General features: G+C 64.8%; 14 protein-coding genes and 1 pseudogene. 4 read left to right on the top strand and 11 right to left on the bottom strand.

Annotated features, from left to right (window positions below; all coding sequences use genetic code 11):
* Nucleotides 1-5 precede the first annotated feature (5 nt).
* Nucleotides 6-302, bottom strand: coding sequence for a hypothetical protein (locus EEB15_RS10040; RefSeq protein ID WP_141509713.1), 297 nt, complete (start codon nucleotides 300-302; stop codon nucleotides 6-8).
* A gap of 86 nt (nucleotides 303-388) precedes the next feature.
* The gene (clpB, locus tag EEB15_RS10035; protein ID WP_141509712.1) at nucleotides 389-3022 is read right to left on the bottom strand and encodes an ATP-dependent chaperone ClpB; all 2634 of its coding nucleotides are present in this window, start codon (nucleotides 3020-3022) and stop codon (nucleotides 389-391) included.
* A 100-nt stretch (nucleotides 3023-3122) separates the two neighbouring features.
* Between clpB and EEB15_RS10030 the strand changes: the two genes are divergently transcribed.
* Nucleotides 3123-3704 (top strand): hypothetical protein, encoded by a 582-nt coding sequence (locus EEB15_RS10030; protein WP_141509711.1) that lies wholly within the window; start codon nucleotides 3123-3125, stop codon nucleotides 3702-3704.
* 48 nt (nucleotides 3705-3752) lie between these two features.
* On the opposite strand, the gene EEB15_RS10025 is transcribed toward EEB15_RS10030, so the two are convergent.
* Both EEB15_RS10025 and EEB15_RS10020 read right to left on the bottom strand, forming a co-directional pair.
* Nucleotides 3753-4979: a flavin-dependent oxidoreductase gene (locus tag EEB15_RS10025; RefSeq protein ID WP_141509710.1), complete on the bottom strand. Its 1227-nt coding sequence runs from the start codon at nucleotides 4977-4979 to the stop codon at nucleotides 3753-3755.
* Complete coding sequence (locus EEB15_RS10020; protein WP_233259443.1) at nucleotides 4976-5959, bottom strand: tripartite tricarboxylate transporter substrate binding protein; 984 nt, start codon at nucleotides 5957-5959, stop codon at nucleotides 4976-4978. The genes EEB15_RS10025 and EEB15_RS10020 overlap by 4 nt, the downstream gene beginning before the upstream one ends.
* 63 nt (nucleotides 5960-6022) lie before the next feature.
* Here EEB15_RS10020 and EEB15_RS10015 point away from each other — a divergent pair, with 63 nt between their 5' ends.
* A complete protein-coding gene (locus EEB15_RS10015) occupies nucleotides 6023-6541 on the top strand; it encodes a MarR family winged helix-turn-helix transcriptional regulator (RefSeq protein ID WP_233259442.1) in 519 nt (172 codons plus the stop codon).
* Here the strand turns inward: EEB15_RS10015 and EEB15_RS10010 are convergent, their stop codons facing one another.
* The 7 genes and pseudogenes from EEB15_RS10010 to EEB15_RS09980 form a co-directional block, all read right to left on the bottom strand.
* Nucleotides 6542-7105: a molybdenum cofactor biosynthesis protein MoaE gene (locus tag EEB15_RS10010; RefSeq protein ID WP_141509709.1), complete on the bottom strand. Its 564-nt coding sequence runs from the start codon at nucleotides 7103-7105 to the stop codon at nucleotides 6542-6544.
* Between the two features lie 4 nt (nucleotides 7106-7109).
* Nucleotides 7110-7361, bottom strand: a complete 252-nt coding sequence (gene moaD / locus EEB15_RS10005; RefSeq protein WP_141509708.1) for a molybdopterin converting factor subunit 1 — start codon at nucleotides 7359-7361, stop codon at nucleotides 7110-7112.
* The gene (gene glp, locus EEB15_RS10000; protein WP_141509707.1) at nucleotides 7358-8596 is read right to left on the bottom strand and encodes a gephyrin-like molybdotransferase Glp; all 1239 of its coding nucleotides are present in this window, start codon (nucleotides 8594-8596) and stop codon (nucleotides 7358-7360) included. The genes moaD and glp overlap by 4 nt, the downstream gene beginning before the upstream one ends.
* Nucleotides 8593-9135, bottom strand: a pseudogene (gene mobB / locus EEB15_RS09995) (molybdopterin-guanine dinucleotide biosynthesis protein B); the annotation flags it as partial. The gene glp and the pseudogene mobB, both read right to left, overlap by 4 nt.
* Nucleotides 9136-9153: 18 nt before the next feature.
* Nucleotides 9154-10584: a threonine synthase gene (gene thrC / locus EEB15_RS09990; RefSeq protein ID WP_141509705.1), complete on the bottom strand. Its 1431-nt coding sequence runs from the start codon at nucleotides 10582-10584 to the stop codon at nucleotides 9154-9156.
* Complete coding sequence (locus EEB15_RS09985) at nucleotides 10584-11894, bottom strand: homoserine dehydrogenase (protein ID WP_141509704.1); 1311 nt, start codon at nucleotides 11892-11894, stop codon at nucleotides 10584-10586. Before EEB15_RS09985 ends, thrC begins: the two co-directional genes overlap by 1 nt.
* Entirely contained in the window at nucleotides 11891-13117 is a 1227-nt protein-coding gene (locus EEB15_RS09980; RefSeq protein ID WP_141509949.1) for a pyridoxal phosphate-dependent aminotransferase, read from the bottom strand. Before EEB15_RS09980 ends, EEB15_RS09985 begins: the two co-directional genes overlap by 4 nt.
* Before the next feature lie 90 nt (nucleotides 13118-13207).
* Between EEB15_RS09980 and EEB15_RS09975 the strand changes: the two genes are divergently transcribed.
* Entirely contained in the window at nucleotides 13208-13585 is a 378-nt protein-coding gene (locus EEB15_RS09975) for an Mth938-like domain-containing protein (protein ID WP_141509703.1), read from the top strand.
* Between the two features lie 106 nt (nucleotides 13586-13691).
* Nucleotides 13692-14168, top strand: a complete 477-nt coding sequence (locus EEB15_RS09970) for a peroxiredoxin (RefSeq protein WP_141509702.1) — start codon at nucleotides 13692-13694, stop codon at nucleotides 14166-14168.
* The last annotated feature ends 193 nt before the right edge of the window (nucleotides 14169-14361 follow it).

Below are 14361 nucleotides of genomic sequence, written 5' to 3'. Positions count from 1 at the left end.
CAGGCTTACGGAGAGCTCGGCGCCCTGGGCTCCACGTCCGTCACGTCGGGAATTTTCCTCCCTGCCTGAACCACCGAATCGGCCCGCGGCGTGCGGCTGTCTTCGTTGCGGCGCGGGTACATCGCTTCGAAGCCCTGGCGCGGATTCACGCGGACGATGAACGGGCTCACCGACTGGCCCGTCAGCCGGGCCCACACCGCGCGCACGCCCCAGATGCCGAGCATCAGCAAGGCGGCGATGCCCGCGCTGATCGCGAAGATCAGGCCGGCGGCCAGCACGAAGAGTCGAAACAGGAAGTTCATGAAGCTGGGCAATTGTGTCCCCTCGCGGCAAATACGCCAATGGCCGGAGTATGGACGCCGGCCATTAGGCGAAACTTAAAACTCGCTCAAGCCGCCGTCTCTTCCGCCACCGGCTGCGCATTGCCGAAATGGAACACCCCCGGTTCGCGCACCGGGTCCACTTCCACCGGGATCACGCTCTGCGGCGGGAACCGGCCTTCGAGGATCAGCTTGGACAGCGGGTTCTCGATGCGCTGCTGGATCGCCCGCTTGAGCGGCCGCGCGCCGAACACGGGGTCGAAGCCAACCTTGGCCAACTCTTCCAACGCCGCCGGCGATACCTGCAGCGTGAGGTCCATCTTGGCCAGGCGCTGCTCCAGGATGCGCAGCTGGATCGCCGCGATCTTGGCGATGTGCTTCGCGTCCAGGCCGTGGAACACCACCGTTTCGTCGATGCGGTTCAGGAACTCCGGCCGGAAGTGGTTCTTCAGGTCGTCCCACACCGCCTCCTTCACTTCCTCATACGACTTGCTCACCATCGCCTGGATCATGTGGCTGCCGATGTTGCTGGTCATCACGATCACGGTGTTCTTGAAGTCCACGGTGCGGCCGTGGCCGTCCGTGAGGCGGCCGTCGTCCAGCACCTGCAGCAGCACGTTGAAGACGTCGTGGTGCGCCTTCTCGATCTCGTCGAGCAGGATCACGCTATAGGGCTTGCGGCGCACGGCTTCGGTCAGGTAGCCGCCCTCTTCGTAGCCCACGTAGCCCGGCGGCGCGCCGATCAGGCGAGCCACCGAATGCTTCTCCATGAACTCGCTCATGTCGACGCGGATCAGGTGCTCCTCGCTGTCGAAGAGGAAGGTGGCGAGCGCCTTGCACAGCTCCGTCTTGCCCACACCGGTGGGACCGAGGAAGAGGAACGAGCCGGTGGGCTTGTTCGGGTCGGACAAGCCCGAGCGCGAGCGACGGATGGCATTGGCCACCGCCGCGATGGCTTCGTCCTGGCCGATCACGCGCTGGTGCAACTTGTCTTCCATCACCAGCAGCTTCTCGCGCTCGCCTTGCATCAGCTTGGACACGGGGATGCCGGTGGCGCGCGCCACGACTTCGGCGATCTCTTCAGCGCCCACCATGGTGCGCAGCAGCTGCGGACGGCCGCCGTCCTTGGCGGTCTTGGCCTTGCCGGATTCCTTGGCCTGCGCTTCCTTCAGCTGCTTTTCCAGTTCGGGCAGGCGGCCGTATTGCAGCTCCGCGACCTTGTTGAAGTCGGCCTTGCGCGTGTATTCCTCGATGACGCGGCGCAGCTTGTCGATTTCTTCCTTCACCTGGGCCGACCCCTGGGCTTGCGCCTTCTCGGCCTTCCAGATTTCGTCGAGATCGGCGATCTCCTTCTGCAGGCGGCCGATTTCCTCCTCGATCAGCGACAGGCGCTTCTTCGAGGCTTCATCCTTCTCGCGCTTGATGGCTTCGCGCTCGATCTGCAGCTGGATCAGCCGGCGGTCGAGCTTGTCCATCACTTCGGGCTTGGAATCCAGCTCGATCTTGATCTTGGAAGCGGCCTCGTCGATCAGGTCGATGGCCTTGTCGGGCAGGAAGCGGTCGGTGATGTAGCGGTGAGAGAGTTCCGCCGCAGCCACGATGGCCGGGTCGGTGATCTCGACGCCGTGGTGCACTTCGTATTTTTCCTGCAGGCCGCGCAGGATGGCGATGGTGGCTTCCACCGATGGCTCGCCCACCAGGATTTTCTGGAAGCGGCGCTCCAGCGCGGCGTCCTTTTCGATGTACTTGCGGTATTCGTCCAGCGTGGTGGCGCCCACGCAGTGCAGCTCGCCACGCGCGAGCGCCGGCTTGAGCATGTTGCCGGCATCCATCGCGCCTTCGGCCTTGCCGGCGCCCACCATGGTATGCAGCTCGTCGATGAAGACGATGGTCTGGCCCTCGTCCTTGGCCAGCTCGGAGAGCACGTTCTTCAGGCGCTCCTCGAACTCGCCACGGTACTTGGCGCCGGCGAGCAGCGCCGCCATGTCCAGCGACAAGACGCGCTTGTTCTTCAGGCTCTCCGGCACTTCGCCCGCGATGATGCGCTGGGCCAAGCCCTCGACGATGGCCGTCTTCCCGACGCCCGGCTCGCCGATCAGCACCGGATTGTTCTTGGTGCGCCGCTGCAACACCTGGATCGCGCGGCGGATCTCGTCGTCGCGGCCGATCACCGGATCGAGCTTGCCCTGGCGCGCGCGCTCCGTCAGGTCCATGCAGTATTTCTTGAGCGCTTCACGCTGGCCCTCGGCGCCGGCGTTGTCGACGCTCTGGCCGCCGCGCACGGTGTCGATGGTCGACTCCAGCGTCTTGCGCGACAGTCCGTTGTCGCGGGCGATGCGGCCGATGTCCATCTTGGTGTCGGCCACTGCCAGCAGGTACAGCTCGCCGGCGATGAACTGGTCACCGCGCTTGATCGCCTCTTTCTCGGTGGCTTGAAGCAGCGTGCCCAGGTCACGGCCCACCTGGACCTGTTCGTGCCCTTCTACCTTGGGACGCCGGTGCATGGCGGTTTCCGCCGCGGCCAGCAGGCCCTGAACGTTCACTCCGGCTCGTTGCAGCAGGGCGCGGGGCCCGTCTTCCTGGCGCAGCATGGCCACCAGAAGGTGTTCGGGCTCGATGTAGGCGTGGTCGTTGCCCAGGGCCAGGGTCTGTGCCTCGCCCAGGGCTTCCTGGAATTTGGTGGTGAGTTTGTCGAGTCTCATGTTCGCATTTCTCCGGTGACCCCCAGCTTAGGCTCGAAGCCCTGGTTTTCAAGCCCACTGTATTCGGCCCGCATCCTTTCGTTGACTAGAATCAAGCTCCATGAAGATCCACCAGTTGTCCGTGAGTTACCTGGCCGAGCAGGATCGCATTCTGGTGCGCATCAACACGTCTGCATCGGAAGAAATGCGCGTGTGGCTCACCCGGCGCCTGCTGCTGGGTCTGTGGCCCCTGTTGTCGAAGCTGCTGACCAAGCACCTGCTCAAGCTGGAAGCGGCCGGCACGTCGCTGGAAGCGGCCGATGACGGGCTGAAGAAGATGCTGGCGGACTTCCGCAAGGAGGAGTTCCTGCGGCAAGCCGATTTCGACACCCCGTATCAGGAAAGCCAGGCGACATTGCCCCTGGGCGACGAACCTTTGCTGGTGACGGACGTAGACGCCTCGCCCCTGCCCAACGGGCGCCTTCGCCTCTCCTTCAACGAGCGGCCGCCCGATACCGACAAGCCGCGCAGCTTCCAGATGGAGATGGAGCCCAAGCTGATGCAGGGCCTGATGCACCTGCTCGAGCAAGCGCTGGAACGCTCGCAATGGCGCGAGCCCTTCGGCGCCCCGGTGGCGGTGGACGACGGGACGCCGACGGACGATGACCAGACCGTTCCGCGCAAGCCGCGCTACCTGAACTGAGGTTGTTGCCGTCATTCCCGCGCAGGCGGGGTGATATGGGGCTCTTCCTCAGGCTTTCGGCTCCAGCGCAAATCCGGCGATGCGCTTGTATTCGTCGGACATCCGCTGCAGCTCGTCCCGGCTGATCAGGTCGTCGATATGGCGGAACGGCCTGCCGCCGCTCAGTTCGTCCACCCTGATGTTGATGAAATCGGGCGGCACCGTCCGGTTGGTTTCGACGATGCGGGCCGTCACCGCGAGCCGGAGGCTCTCGTAGGCGGCCAGCGCAGCCGGGCCGTCCTCGACGCCGGCCAGTTGCTCAGCCAGCACGCGCGCATCGATGATCGCCTGGGCCGACCCGTTGGAGCCGCGCGGATACATCGGATGGGCCGCGTCGCCCAGCAGGGTCACCCGCCCGAAGGTCCAGCGAGACACCGGGTCCTTGTCGACCATCGGGTACTCGAAGATGGTCTGGGCGCACGCGATCAGTGCCGGCACGTCCAGCCAGTCAAAGCGCCAATCGCTGAAGATGCCGCTGAAGTCGGCCGGATCGCCGGCCTTGTTCCAGTCGTTCATCTGGGCGCCTTCCCGGCGAATTTCAGCCACCCAGTTCACCAGTTGATTGCCGCGCCCGTCAACGTTGTCCGCGATCGGGTAGATGACCATCTTGCCGGTCTCGATGGAGCCGATGCGCAGGTAGCTCCGGCCGCTGAGGATCGGCGGGTACACCGAAACGCCGCGCCAGGTATTGATGCCGCCGAAGGCGAGTTGCTCGCCAGGATAGAACTGCCGCCTGACGGATGAGTTGATGCCGTCGCAAGCGACGACGACGTCAGCCCGCGTCGGCGCCAGGGCCGCGCCGGAACTGTCCTGGAAAAGGACAGTGGCGCTGGCGCCGTCCTGCTCCACGCGCATGCAGCGGTGGTCCAGGTGGACGCGGCCGGGGCCAAGCCGTTCCAGCACGGCCTGGTACAGCACGCGATGCAGTTTGCCGCGATGAATGCCGATCTCCGGTGTTTCGTATCCTGCATGCCGGCCGCGCGGCTCCCGATAAATGAACTGGCCGAAGCGATTGAAGAAAACGCTCTCCAGGTTTTCGATGCCCGCGGCCTCCAACTCGGGTTGAAGGCCCAGGGCGGCGAGCTCGCGCATCGCGTGCGGAAGCAAGGTGATGCCGACACCGATCTCGCGCACCTCGGGCACGGTTTCGTACACATCGCAATCCAGGCCTTTCCGGTGAAGCGACAGCGCGAGGGCCAACCCTCCAATACCGCCGCCGATGATCGCGATCTTCATTGGGCCGTGATGTGCTGCGCCTTGATGAGGCGGGCCCAACGCTCGGAGTCACGTTCGACGAGTTGGCGGAATTCCTCGGGGCTGCTGCTCGCGGGGTCCATGCCCTGCGTCTCGAAAGCCGCGCGCACGTCCGGGGCGCCGAGGATGTCTTTCAGCTCGCGGTTGAGCTGCGCCACCAGCTGCGGCGACGTTCCGGGTGGCGCGAAGATGCCATACCACATGTCGACGTTGACGTTGCCCGCCTTGGCCTCGGCCAGCGTCGGCACTTGCGGCAGCAGTGCGTGTCGCTTGTTGCTGCCGATCGCCAGCGCGACGAGCTTGCCGGCCTTGACCTGCGGCAGGGCCACGTGGATGGGCAGGAACATCACATCGATCTGTCCGCCCAGGACATCCGTCACCGCCTGCGCCGTTCCCCGGTAAGGGATATGGGTGAGGAACACACCCGCGGTGGTCTTGAACAGCTCCATCGACAGATGATGGGGCGTGCCCACACCTGGGCTCGCATAGTTGATGGCGCCGGGCCGCCGCTTCGCATCCGCCACCAGTTCCGCTGCCGTCTTGTAGCCCGACTGCGAGCTGGCCACGAGCAACAGCTGGCCCCAGCTGGTCAATGAGACAGGGACGAGGTCCTTGACGGGGTCGAACGGCAGTTGCGGATAGAGACTGCGGTTCATGACCAGGGTGTTGACACTGACCAGCAGCGTGGAGCCGTTGGGCGGTGCCCGCACGACGGCCTCCGTGCCGATGTTTCCCGAGGCGCCGGCCCGGTTGTCGACCACGACGGGCCGACCCAGTCGTTCAGACAGTTTGGGCCCGACGGTACGGGCAATGAGGTCGATTCCCGTGCCGGGTGTGAAGGGAACGATCAGGCGCAGGGGCGCCTGCGAGGGAGTGGCCGGCGTGGGCGACTGCGCGGCGGCGCCGAAAACCGCCAGCGCGGACAACACCAGGACGGCCATGCGGCGCTGGAAGGCAGGCATGGCTTTTTCCGGAGCAAGTTTGTATGCTAACCATTATTGACGGCTCCATACGAGGCACAATCCATGGATTCCCGTAACGCTTTAGGTCCTGTACCGCCGCCCGCTTCGATGCCCGCCAGTCTCTCCCGCCTTTATGTGCGCCCCGGCTTTCTTTTGCGCCGGGCCCACCAGATCTCGGCCGCCGTCTTCGAGGACGAGTGCCGCGACCTGGCGCTGACGCCGGCCCAGTTCGGGGTCCTGACTGTCGTCAAGGCCCACCCCGGGTTGGGGCAGTCCAGCCTCGCGCGAGCCCTGGGCTTCGACAAGGTGACGGTGCTTCGGGTGCTGCGCGGCCTGGAAGCGCGCGGCCTGGTGGCTCGGGCACCCGCGCCCGACAACAAGCGCAATGTCTCGGTCGCGCTGACGGCGGAAGGCACGGCCATGCTGGCACGGGCCCAGAAACCTGCCGAAAAGGCCTACAAGCGCCTGCTGGCGCCGCTCGACAAGGCGCAGCAGGCGCAGTTGGTGGAACTGCTGCAGTTGCTGACGGGGGAGCTGGAAGAGGATGCGCGGGCGGCTTTCGTGCCGCCGGGGAAGAAGTAGTCAGGTGTTGGGTTTTTCGATGCCCCAGCGTGCCAGCGCGGCGTCGTCGGTCACGCGGGCATCGACCCAGTGCGCGCCCTGCGGTGTCTGCTCTTTTTTCCAGAACGGCGCCTGCGTCTTCAGGTAGTCCATCAGGAACTCGCAGGCCTTGAAGCTCTCGCCGCGGTGCGCCGAGGTCACCGCCACCATCACGATCTGGTCCAGCGGCTGCAGCACGCCGATGCGGTGGATCACGCGCGCGCCATAGATGTCGAAGCGCCGATGCGCTTCATCGATCATGGCTTCGATCGCCTTTTCCGTCATGCCCGGGTAGTGCTCCAGCTCCATGCTCAGCACCTGGGGACCGTTGTTGCCCTCTGCCGGCGACGGGCCGCCCCTAGGCGGCAGGGCCCCCTCGGGGGGCAGCGCAGCCGCGCCAGCGGCAAGCGTGGGGGCCATATTCGCGCCTCTCACCGTGCCGACGAAGCTGCACACGGCGCCGACGCGCTTGTCCGGCCCCTGCAGCGCCACGATCTCGTCGGCAAGGTTGAAGTCCTGGGTCTGGATGGAAACGCGTGGGCCCATGGGCTCAGCCCCCTGTCACCGGCGGAAAGAACGCCACCTCGCAGCCCTCGGCCAGCGCGACGGATTCATCGCTCATCACCTGGTTCAACGCGACCCGCACGGACTTGCCATGCGCCAGCGCTTGCGCATGCGCGCCGCCGCGGGCGATCAGCTCTTCACGCAACGCGGCGAGGCTGCCTGCGGACGTATCGACGGTTTCGCTGCCCTGCCCCAACGCTTCGCGGATGGACGCGAAGTACTTCACCGTGACCTTCATGCCAGCAACTCCGCGAGCGAAATGAAGGACACGAGCTGGCCCTTGGCGATCGTCTGCCCGGGCGCGTTGTCGACCAGGCCGTCACCCCAGGCGGCGGAAGTCAGCACCCCCGAGCTCTGGTTGGGGAATAGGTCGAGGCCGCCTTCTGCATTGCGGCGCACGCGCAGAAACTCGCGGCGCTTGTCGGCGCGAGGCCAGTCGAAATGCGCCTGCAGTTGCGTGCGGGCAGGCGCGAGCTGGGTTGCGCCCTGCAGCTTGAGCAGGAAGGGCCGCACCAGCAGCAGAAAGGTGACGAAGCTCGACACCGGGTTGCCCGGCAGGCCCATGAAGTGCGCGGCGCCGACCTTGCCATAGGCGAAGGGCTTGCCGGGCTTGATCGCGATCTGCCACAGGTCCAGCGAGCCGAGCTGCTCCACCGCCGGCTTGATGTGATCTTCTTCGCCGACGGAGACGCCGCCGCTGGTGAGGATCAGGTCGTGCTCTTTGCCGGCATGCGCCAGCGCCTGGAGCGTGGCGTCACGCTTGTCCGGCACGATGCCGTAGTCGCTGACCTCGCACTCCAGCCGGCGCAGCAAGGCGCTGAGGAAGAAGCGGTTGGAGTTGTAGATGGCACCGGGCTTCATCTGGTCCGGGGCAACCTCGCCCGGCATCACAAGCTCGTCGCCGGTGGAAAAGAGTGCCACGCGAGGGCGGCGAGCCACCGTCAGCTGGGCCATACCGATGCTGGCGGCCAGGCCGAGCGCAGCGGCGGTGAGACGATCACCCTTGGCCAGCACCACGGCACCGCGCGTCACGTCTTCGCCGCTGCGGCGGATCCACTGGCCGGGTGCGGGAACGCGCAGGATGCGAACGACCTGTTCACCGGCGGGTTCGGTCTCTTCCTGCATCACCACCGCGTCGGCGCCCGGCGGGATCGGCGCGCCGGTGAAGATACGCGCTGCGCTACCTGGGACCAATGGCTCGGGCGCGGTGCCGGCGGGGATGCGCTGGCTAACCGGCAGGTTCACGCCCTCGTCGGCGATCTCGCTGCTGCGCACGGCATAGCCGTCCATCGAACTGTTGTCCTGGGGCGGCACCTGTAAGGCCGAGACGAGGTCTTGCGCCAGCACGCGCGCGTCGGCGTCGAAGGTCGAGACGGTTTCGGTGCCATCGAGCGTTCGTGCATGGCCCAGCAGCTCGGCCAAGGCATCGTCGAGCGCCTTCAGCGGCGCGCGTGGGGCGCGTGGGGCGCTCATGAATACATCTCCGGGTCGTAGTCGAAGCGGTGCCCATTTTCGGTCAGCCATTGGGCCACCGCATCGGGATCGTTCAAATCCAGCACCGGGCGCAGGGTGGGCCCGGGCAGTTGCGCGGGCAAGTCGGTGGCGATGGCCGCGATGAAGTCGTCGTCGTTGTACAGCGCCGGCTTGCCGGCGGCCGGCCGCCAGACCTCGATCTTCAGCAGGTTGCTGGCCTTGAAGCCTTCGACCAGCACCCAGTCGACGCCCTCATACAGTTCCGCCAGCAGATGGTGCACCGTCAGCTGCGCCGGCTGCTCGAATTCGCGCATCAGAGCGAGACGCTTGTCGGACGCAACCACCACCTCGAAGGCGCCGGCCTCGCGGTGCCGGAACGTGTCCTTGCCGGGCTGATCGATGTCGAACTTGTGGTGCGCGTGCTTGACCACCGAAACGCGCAGGCCGCGCAGCTTGAGGGCCGGGATCAGCCGCTCGACCAGCGTGGTCTTGCCCGAACCCGAGAATCCCGCGAAGGCGACGACTTTCATCGCGTTACCGGCTCGAGATACCGCGCATCAGGCGCATTCCGCGGCGATGAATTCCTTGATGGCCTTCACGTCCGCCGGCATGACCTTGACGCGCTTGGGCAGCTTCTCGATGCCCTCGAACTGCGGCGGCCGTTCCGGCTCGTGGCCGAGCGCTTCGACGATGCTGGCCGCGAACTTGATCGGCAACGCGGTCTCGAGCACGATCATCGGAACGCCGGGCTGCACGTGCTGGCGCGCGATCTTCAGGCCATCGGCGGTGTGCGTGTCGATCGTCGCCTTGAACCGCTCGTGTGTGTCGCGGATGGTCGCGATGCGGTCGGCATGCGTGCTCTTGCCGCTGATGAACCCGTAGCGCTCGCGTGCGTGCTTGAAGGCGGGATCTGCGCTGAGGTCGAACTTGCCTTGTGCGGACAGCTGTTCGCCGAACAGCGACTTGACTCTGGGACCGTCGCGTCCCAGCAAATCGAAGACGAAGCGTTCGAAGTTGCTGGCCTTGCTGATGTCCATCGACGGGCTGGACGTCTCGTGCGTATCGGCGGCGGCACGCACGCGGTACACACCCGTGCGGAAAAACTCGTCGAGCACGTCGTTTTCGTTGGTGGCGAGTACGAGCTTGTCGATCGGCAGGCCCATGCTGCGGGCGACGTGGCCCGCGCAGATGTTGCCGAAGTTGCCGGAGGGAACAGTGAAGCTGACCTTCTTCGCTCCCTCTCCCTCTGGGAGAGGGCTTGTGGCTTGAAAATACCCGGCGAAGTAGTAAACGACCTGAGCCACCAGTCGGGCCCAGTTGATGGAGTTCACTGTGCCGATGCGGTACTTGCGCTTGAAGTCGAGGTCGTTCGACACGGCCTTGACGATGTCCTGGCAGTCGTCGAACACGCCTTCGATGGCGATGTTGTGGATGTTGGCATCCTGCAGGCTGAACATTTGCGCCTGCTGGAACGGGCTCATGCGGCCATGCGGCGACGTCATGAAGACGCGTACGCCCTTCTTGCCGCGCATCGCGTATTCGGCCGCGCTGCCGGTGTCGCCGGACGTCGCGCCGAGAATGTTGAGTTCTTCACCGCGGCGCGCCAGTTCGTATTCGAACAGGTTGCCCAGGAGCTGCATCGCCATGTCCTTGAACGCCAGCGTCGGGCCGTTGGACAAGGCTTCCAGGCACAGGCCGTCTTCGAGCTTCTTCAGCGGCACGATCTCCGTCGTGCCGAACACCTTCTCCGTGTACGTCTTGCGGCAGATCGCGCGCAGATCTGCCGCCGGAATGTCGTCGATGTACAGCGACAGGATCTCGAACGCCAGATCGGCGTACGGCAGGCCGCGCCACTTCGCCAGCGTGGCCGAATCGACCTGCGGGTAGCGTTCGGGCAGGTACAAACCGCCATCCGGCGCCAAGCCCTCGAGCAGGATTTCGCAGAAGTGCTTGCGGTCAGCGTGACCGCGCGTCGAGACGTACAACATCAGGCGAGTTCTTCCTTGCGGATGCGCGTGATTGGCGCCAGCACGGTGGGGAGGCCCTGCATCTGCGCGATGACCTCGTTCATCGTGCCTTCGCGCACGCTGTGGGTCAGGATGATCAGGTCGGTCTGCTTCTCGCCCTCGCCCGCTTCGCGCTGCAGCATCGCGTCGATGCTGATGCCCGCCGCGGCGAGTTGGCCCGTCACCTTCGCCAGCACGCCGGCCTGGTCGGCCACGCGCAAGCGCAGGTAGTAGCTGGTCACGACTTCGCTCATGGGAAGGACCACCGCGTCGCTCATCTGGTCCGGCTGGAAGGCCAGATGCGGCACGCGGTTGGCCGCATCGGCCGTGTGCAGCCGCGTGATGTCGACCAGGTCGGCGATCACAGCGCTTGCCGTCGGCTCGCTGCCCGCGCCTTTGCCGTAGTACAGCGTGGTGCCGACGGCGTCGCCCTGCACCATCACGGCGTTCATCGCGCCTTCGACGTTCGCGATCAAGCGCTTGGCCGGGACCAGCGCCGGGTGCACGCGCAGCTCCACCCCCTTGGGTGTGCGCTTGGTGATGCCCAGCAGCTTGATGCGGTAGCCCAGTTGCTCGGCGTACTTGATGTCCTGCGCGCCCAGCTTGGTGATGCCCTCGACGTAGGCCTTGTCGAATTGCACCGGGATGCCGAACGCGATGGCCGACATGATGGTGGCCTTGTGCGCGGCGTCGACGCCTTCGATGTCGAACGTCGGGTCCGCCTCGGCGTAGCCCAGGCGCTGCGCGTCCTTCAATGCGACGTCGAAATCCAGGCCCTTGTCGCGCATCTCGGACAGGATGAAGTTGGTGGTGCCGTTGATGATGCCTGCGATCCACTCGATGCTGTTGGCGGTGAGACCTTCACGCAGCGCCTTGATGATCGGGATGCCGCCGGCCACGGCGGCTTCGAAAGCCACCATCACACCGCGGCGGTGAGCGGCCGCGAAGATTTCGGTGCCGTGCACGGCCAGCAGCGCCTTGTTGGCGGTGACGACGTGCTTGCCGGCTTCTATGGCTTCCATCACCAGCTGCTTGGCAATGCCGTAGCCGCCGATCAGCTCGATGACGATGTCGATCTCGGGGTTGGCGATGATGGCGCGGGCGTCACTGACGACTTGCGTGTCGGGGCCGACGAGGGACTTGGCGCGTGCCGTGTCGAGGTCCGCGACCATCGTGATCTCGATGCCGCGGCCGGCGCGGCGCTTGATCTCTTCCTGGTTGCGTTTGAGTACGTTGTACGCGCCCGTGCCGACGGTGCCTATGCCCAGCAGGCCTACTTGGATTGGTTTCATACAGTGGTGCGCTTTCGGTAGCTCTCAAGAAACTTCGCGATGCGGTTGATCGCCTCGCGCAAATCGTCTTCATGCGGCAGGAAGACGATGCGGAAATGGTCGGGCGTGGCCCAGTTGAAACCGGTGCCCTGCACCAGCATCACGCGCGTTTCCTGCAGCAGCTCCAGGAAGAACTGGCGGTCGTCCTGGATCGGGTAGACCTTGGGGTCGAGCTTCGGAAACATGTAGAGCGCCGCGGACGGCTTGACGCAGCTCACGCCCGGAATGGCGGTGATCAGTTCGTAAGCGAGGTCGCGCTGGCGGCGCAGGCGCCCGCCGTCGGCCACGAGCTCGTTGATGCTCTGGTAGCCGCCCAGCGCGGTCTGGATCGCCCATTGGCCAGGCACGTTCGCGCACAGCCGCATGTTCGAGAGCATGTTCAGCCCCTCGATGTAGTCGGCAGCGGCCCTCTTGTCGCCCGAGACCACCACCCAGCCGGCGCGATAGCCGCACGAGCGGTAGCTCTTGGAGAGGGAATTGAAAGTCAGCGTCAGCACGTCGTCGGACAGGCTGGCGATCGCGGTGTGCTTCGCGCCGTCGTACAGGACCTTGTCGTAGACCTCGTCAGCCAGGATCACCAGCCCATGCTCTCTGGCGATCTCGACGATGCCCTTGAGCAGTTCGTCGGAGTAAAGCGCGCCCGTCGGGTTGTTCGGGTTGATAACGACGATGCCCTTGGTCGCGGGCGTGATCTTGCGGCGGATATCGGCAAGGTCGGGCATCCAGCCGTTGGCCTCCTCGCACAGGTAATGCACGGGCTTGCCGCCCGAAAGGCTGGTCGCGGCGGTCCAGAGCGGATAGTCCGGGGCCGGCAGCAACAATTCGTCACCATCGTCCAGCAAGGCATTGGTGGCCATGGCGATCAGTTCGCTCGCGCCATTGCCCAGGTAAATATCGTCCAGCGTGACGCCCTTGATGCCCTGCTTCTGGGTTTCGTGCATCACCGCCTTGCGGGCGGCGAAAATACCCTTGCTGTCCGAATAACCGGCCGAATTGGGCAGGTTGCGGATCATGTCCTGCTGGATTTCCTCGGGCGCATCGAAGCCGAACACGGCCAGGTTGCCGATGTTGAGCCTGATGATCTTGTGGCCGTCTTCCTCCATCTGCCGGGCCGCGTCCATGATCGGACCCCGGATGTCGTAGAGGACGTTCGCCAGCTTGGCGGATTTCTGGACAGTCTTCAAAGCCCCTCCAAGGGTGTTCTTCACGGGTGAAAACCTATAATTTGACCACAGTTCTGCCTGTTTTTAGTGCAGCGCAACAATGACCGCACCATGAAGCTGCAACCCGACAAGTCAGATGTGCAATCGATCAGCGGACACGGACCCGGATGGGTCGGCGTCGGCTCGGAAAAAATCACGAAAAGCGTCATCCTCAGTTCGCGCGGTGAGCGCATCGACTGGCCTTCGCGCACTTTCGAGGACCTCAACGCGGACCACTTCGCGCGGCTGGCCGAGGTGGATGCCGAGGTTGTGATCTTCGGCAGCGGATCGCGCATCCGCTTTCCGCAGGCCGCGTGGCTGCGGCCGCTCATCGCGCGCCGCATCGGCATCGAAACGATGGACACGGCCGCGGCCTGCCGCACCTACAACATCCTCGCGCATGAGGGGCGCAATGTCGCGGTGGCCCTGCTGATTGAACAGCCTGCGTGACCTCAGCCCGTCCTGAGGGCAGTTTCAGGGTAAAATCACGGGTTGCAACGGGACTATCCGTCCCCATGTAGCAACGAGCATTCCTGTCACACGAGAAACAAAGTCCATGGCGATCGTTGTCAACAAGCCCATCCCCGAATTCGAAGCAAACGCCACGGGCGGCGTCAAAGTCACCAACACCTCGCACAACGGCAATGTCCTGGTGCTGTACTTCTACCCGAAGGACAACACCCCCGGTTGTACCACCGAGGCCATGCAGTTCCGCGACAAGTACAAAGACTTCGTGAAGGCCGGCGCGGAAGTGTTCGGCGTGTCGCGCGACAACATGAAGTCGCACGACGAGTTCAAGACCAAGCTCGAACTGCCGTTCGAACTCATCGCCGACACCGAAGAGAAGATGTGCCACATGTTCGGCGTGGTCAAGAACAAGATCATGTACGGCAAGAAGGTGAAGGGCATCGAGCGCAGCACCTTCCTCATCGGCGCCGATGGCGTGCTCAAGCAGGAATGGCGCGGCCTCAAGGTGCCCGGCCACGTTGACGACGTGCTCAAGGCCGTCAAGCTGCTCAAGAAGGCCGCCTGACGTTTTGTAGCAACATGCAACCCGGTGCGGTTGTAGCGTCAAGTGACTTGTGCATAATGAATTCATGCAGTTGATCCCGGCGCATCGCGTCATCACCGCTAACCCGCACAAAGCCGCCCGGCTCGCCAGGCGGCTTTTTTGCTTCTCGACCCTCTCATCCGGGAACCCACCACTCCATGCCTCTGCCCCCCGC

This window comes from Ramlibacter sp. WS9, from assembly GCF_003797765.1.
Taxonomy (GTDB): Bacteria; Pseudomonadota; Gammaproteobacteria; order Burkholderiales; family Burkholderiaceae_C; genus Ramlibacter.
This window is presented reverse-complemented; position numbering and strand designations above follow the sequence as displayed.

What these genes read in the sequence shown, in the direction of transcription:
- EEB15_RS10040 (WP_141509713.1), bottom strand. Translation starts at nt 302, where the DNA reads ATGAACTTCCTGTTTCGACTCTTCGTGCTGGCCGCCGGCCTGATCTTC.
- clpB (WP_141509712.1), bottom strand. Translation starts at nt 3,022, where the DNA reads ATGAGACTCGACAAACTCACCACCAAATTCCAGGAAGCCCTGGGCGAG.
- EEB15_RS10030 (WP_141509711.1), top strand. Translation starts at nt 3,123, where the DNA reads ATGAAGATCCACCAGTTGTCCGTGAGTTACCTGGCCGAGCAGGATCGC.
- EEB15_RS10025 (WP_141509710.1), bottom strand. Translation starts at nt 4,979, where the DNA reads ATGAAGATCGCGATCATCGGCGGCGGTATTGGAGGGTTGGCCCTCGCG.
- EEB15_RS10020 (WP_233259443.1), bottom strand. Translation starts at nt 5,959, where the DNA reads ATGCCTGCCTTCCAGCGCCGCATGGCCGTCCTGGTGTTGTCCGCGCTG.
- EEB15_RS10015 (WP_233259442.1), top strand. Translation starts at nt 6,023, where the DNA reads ATGGATTCCCGTAACGCTTTAGGTCCTGTACCGCCGCCCGCTTCGATG.
- EEB15_RS10010 (WP_141509709.1), bottom strand. Translation starts at nt 7,105, where the DNA reads ATGGGCCCACGCGTTTCCATCCAGACCCAGGACTTCAACCTTGCCGAC.
- moaD (WP_141509708.1), bottom strand. Translation starts at nt 7,361, where the DNA reads ATGAAGGTCACGGTGAAGTACTTCGCGTCCATCCGCGAAGCGTTGGGG.
- glp (WP_141509707.1), bottom strand. Translation starts at nt 8,596, where the DNA reads ATGAGCGCCCCACGCGCCCCACGCGCGCCGCTGAAGGCGCTCGACGAT.
- thrC (WP_141509705.1), bottom strand. Translation starts at nt 10,584, where the DNA reads ATGTTGTACGTCTCGACGCGCGGTCACGCTGACCGCAAGCACTTCTGC.
- EEB15_RS09985 (WP_141509704.1), bottom strand. Translation starts at nt 11,894, where the DNA reads ATGAAACCAATCCAAGTAGGCCTGCTGGGCATAGGCACCGTCGGCACG.
- EEB15_RS09975 (WP_141509703.1), top strand. Translation starts at nt 13,208, where the DNA reads ATGAAGCTGCAACCCGACAAGTCAGATGTGCAATCGATCAGCGGACAC.
- EEB15_RS09970 (WP_141509702.1), top strand. Translation starts at nt 13,692, where the DNA reads ATGGCGATCGTTGTCAACAAGCCCATCCCCGAATTCGAAGCAAACGCC.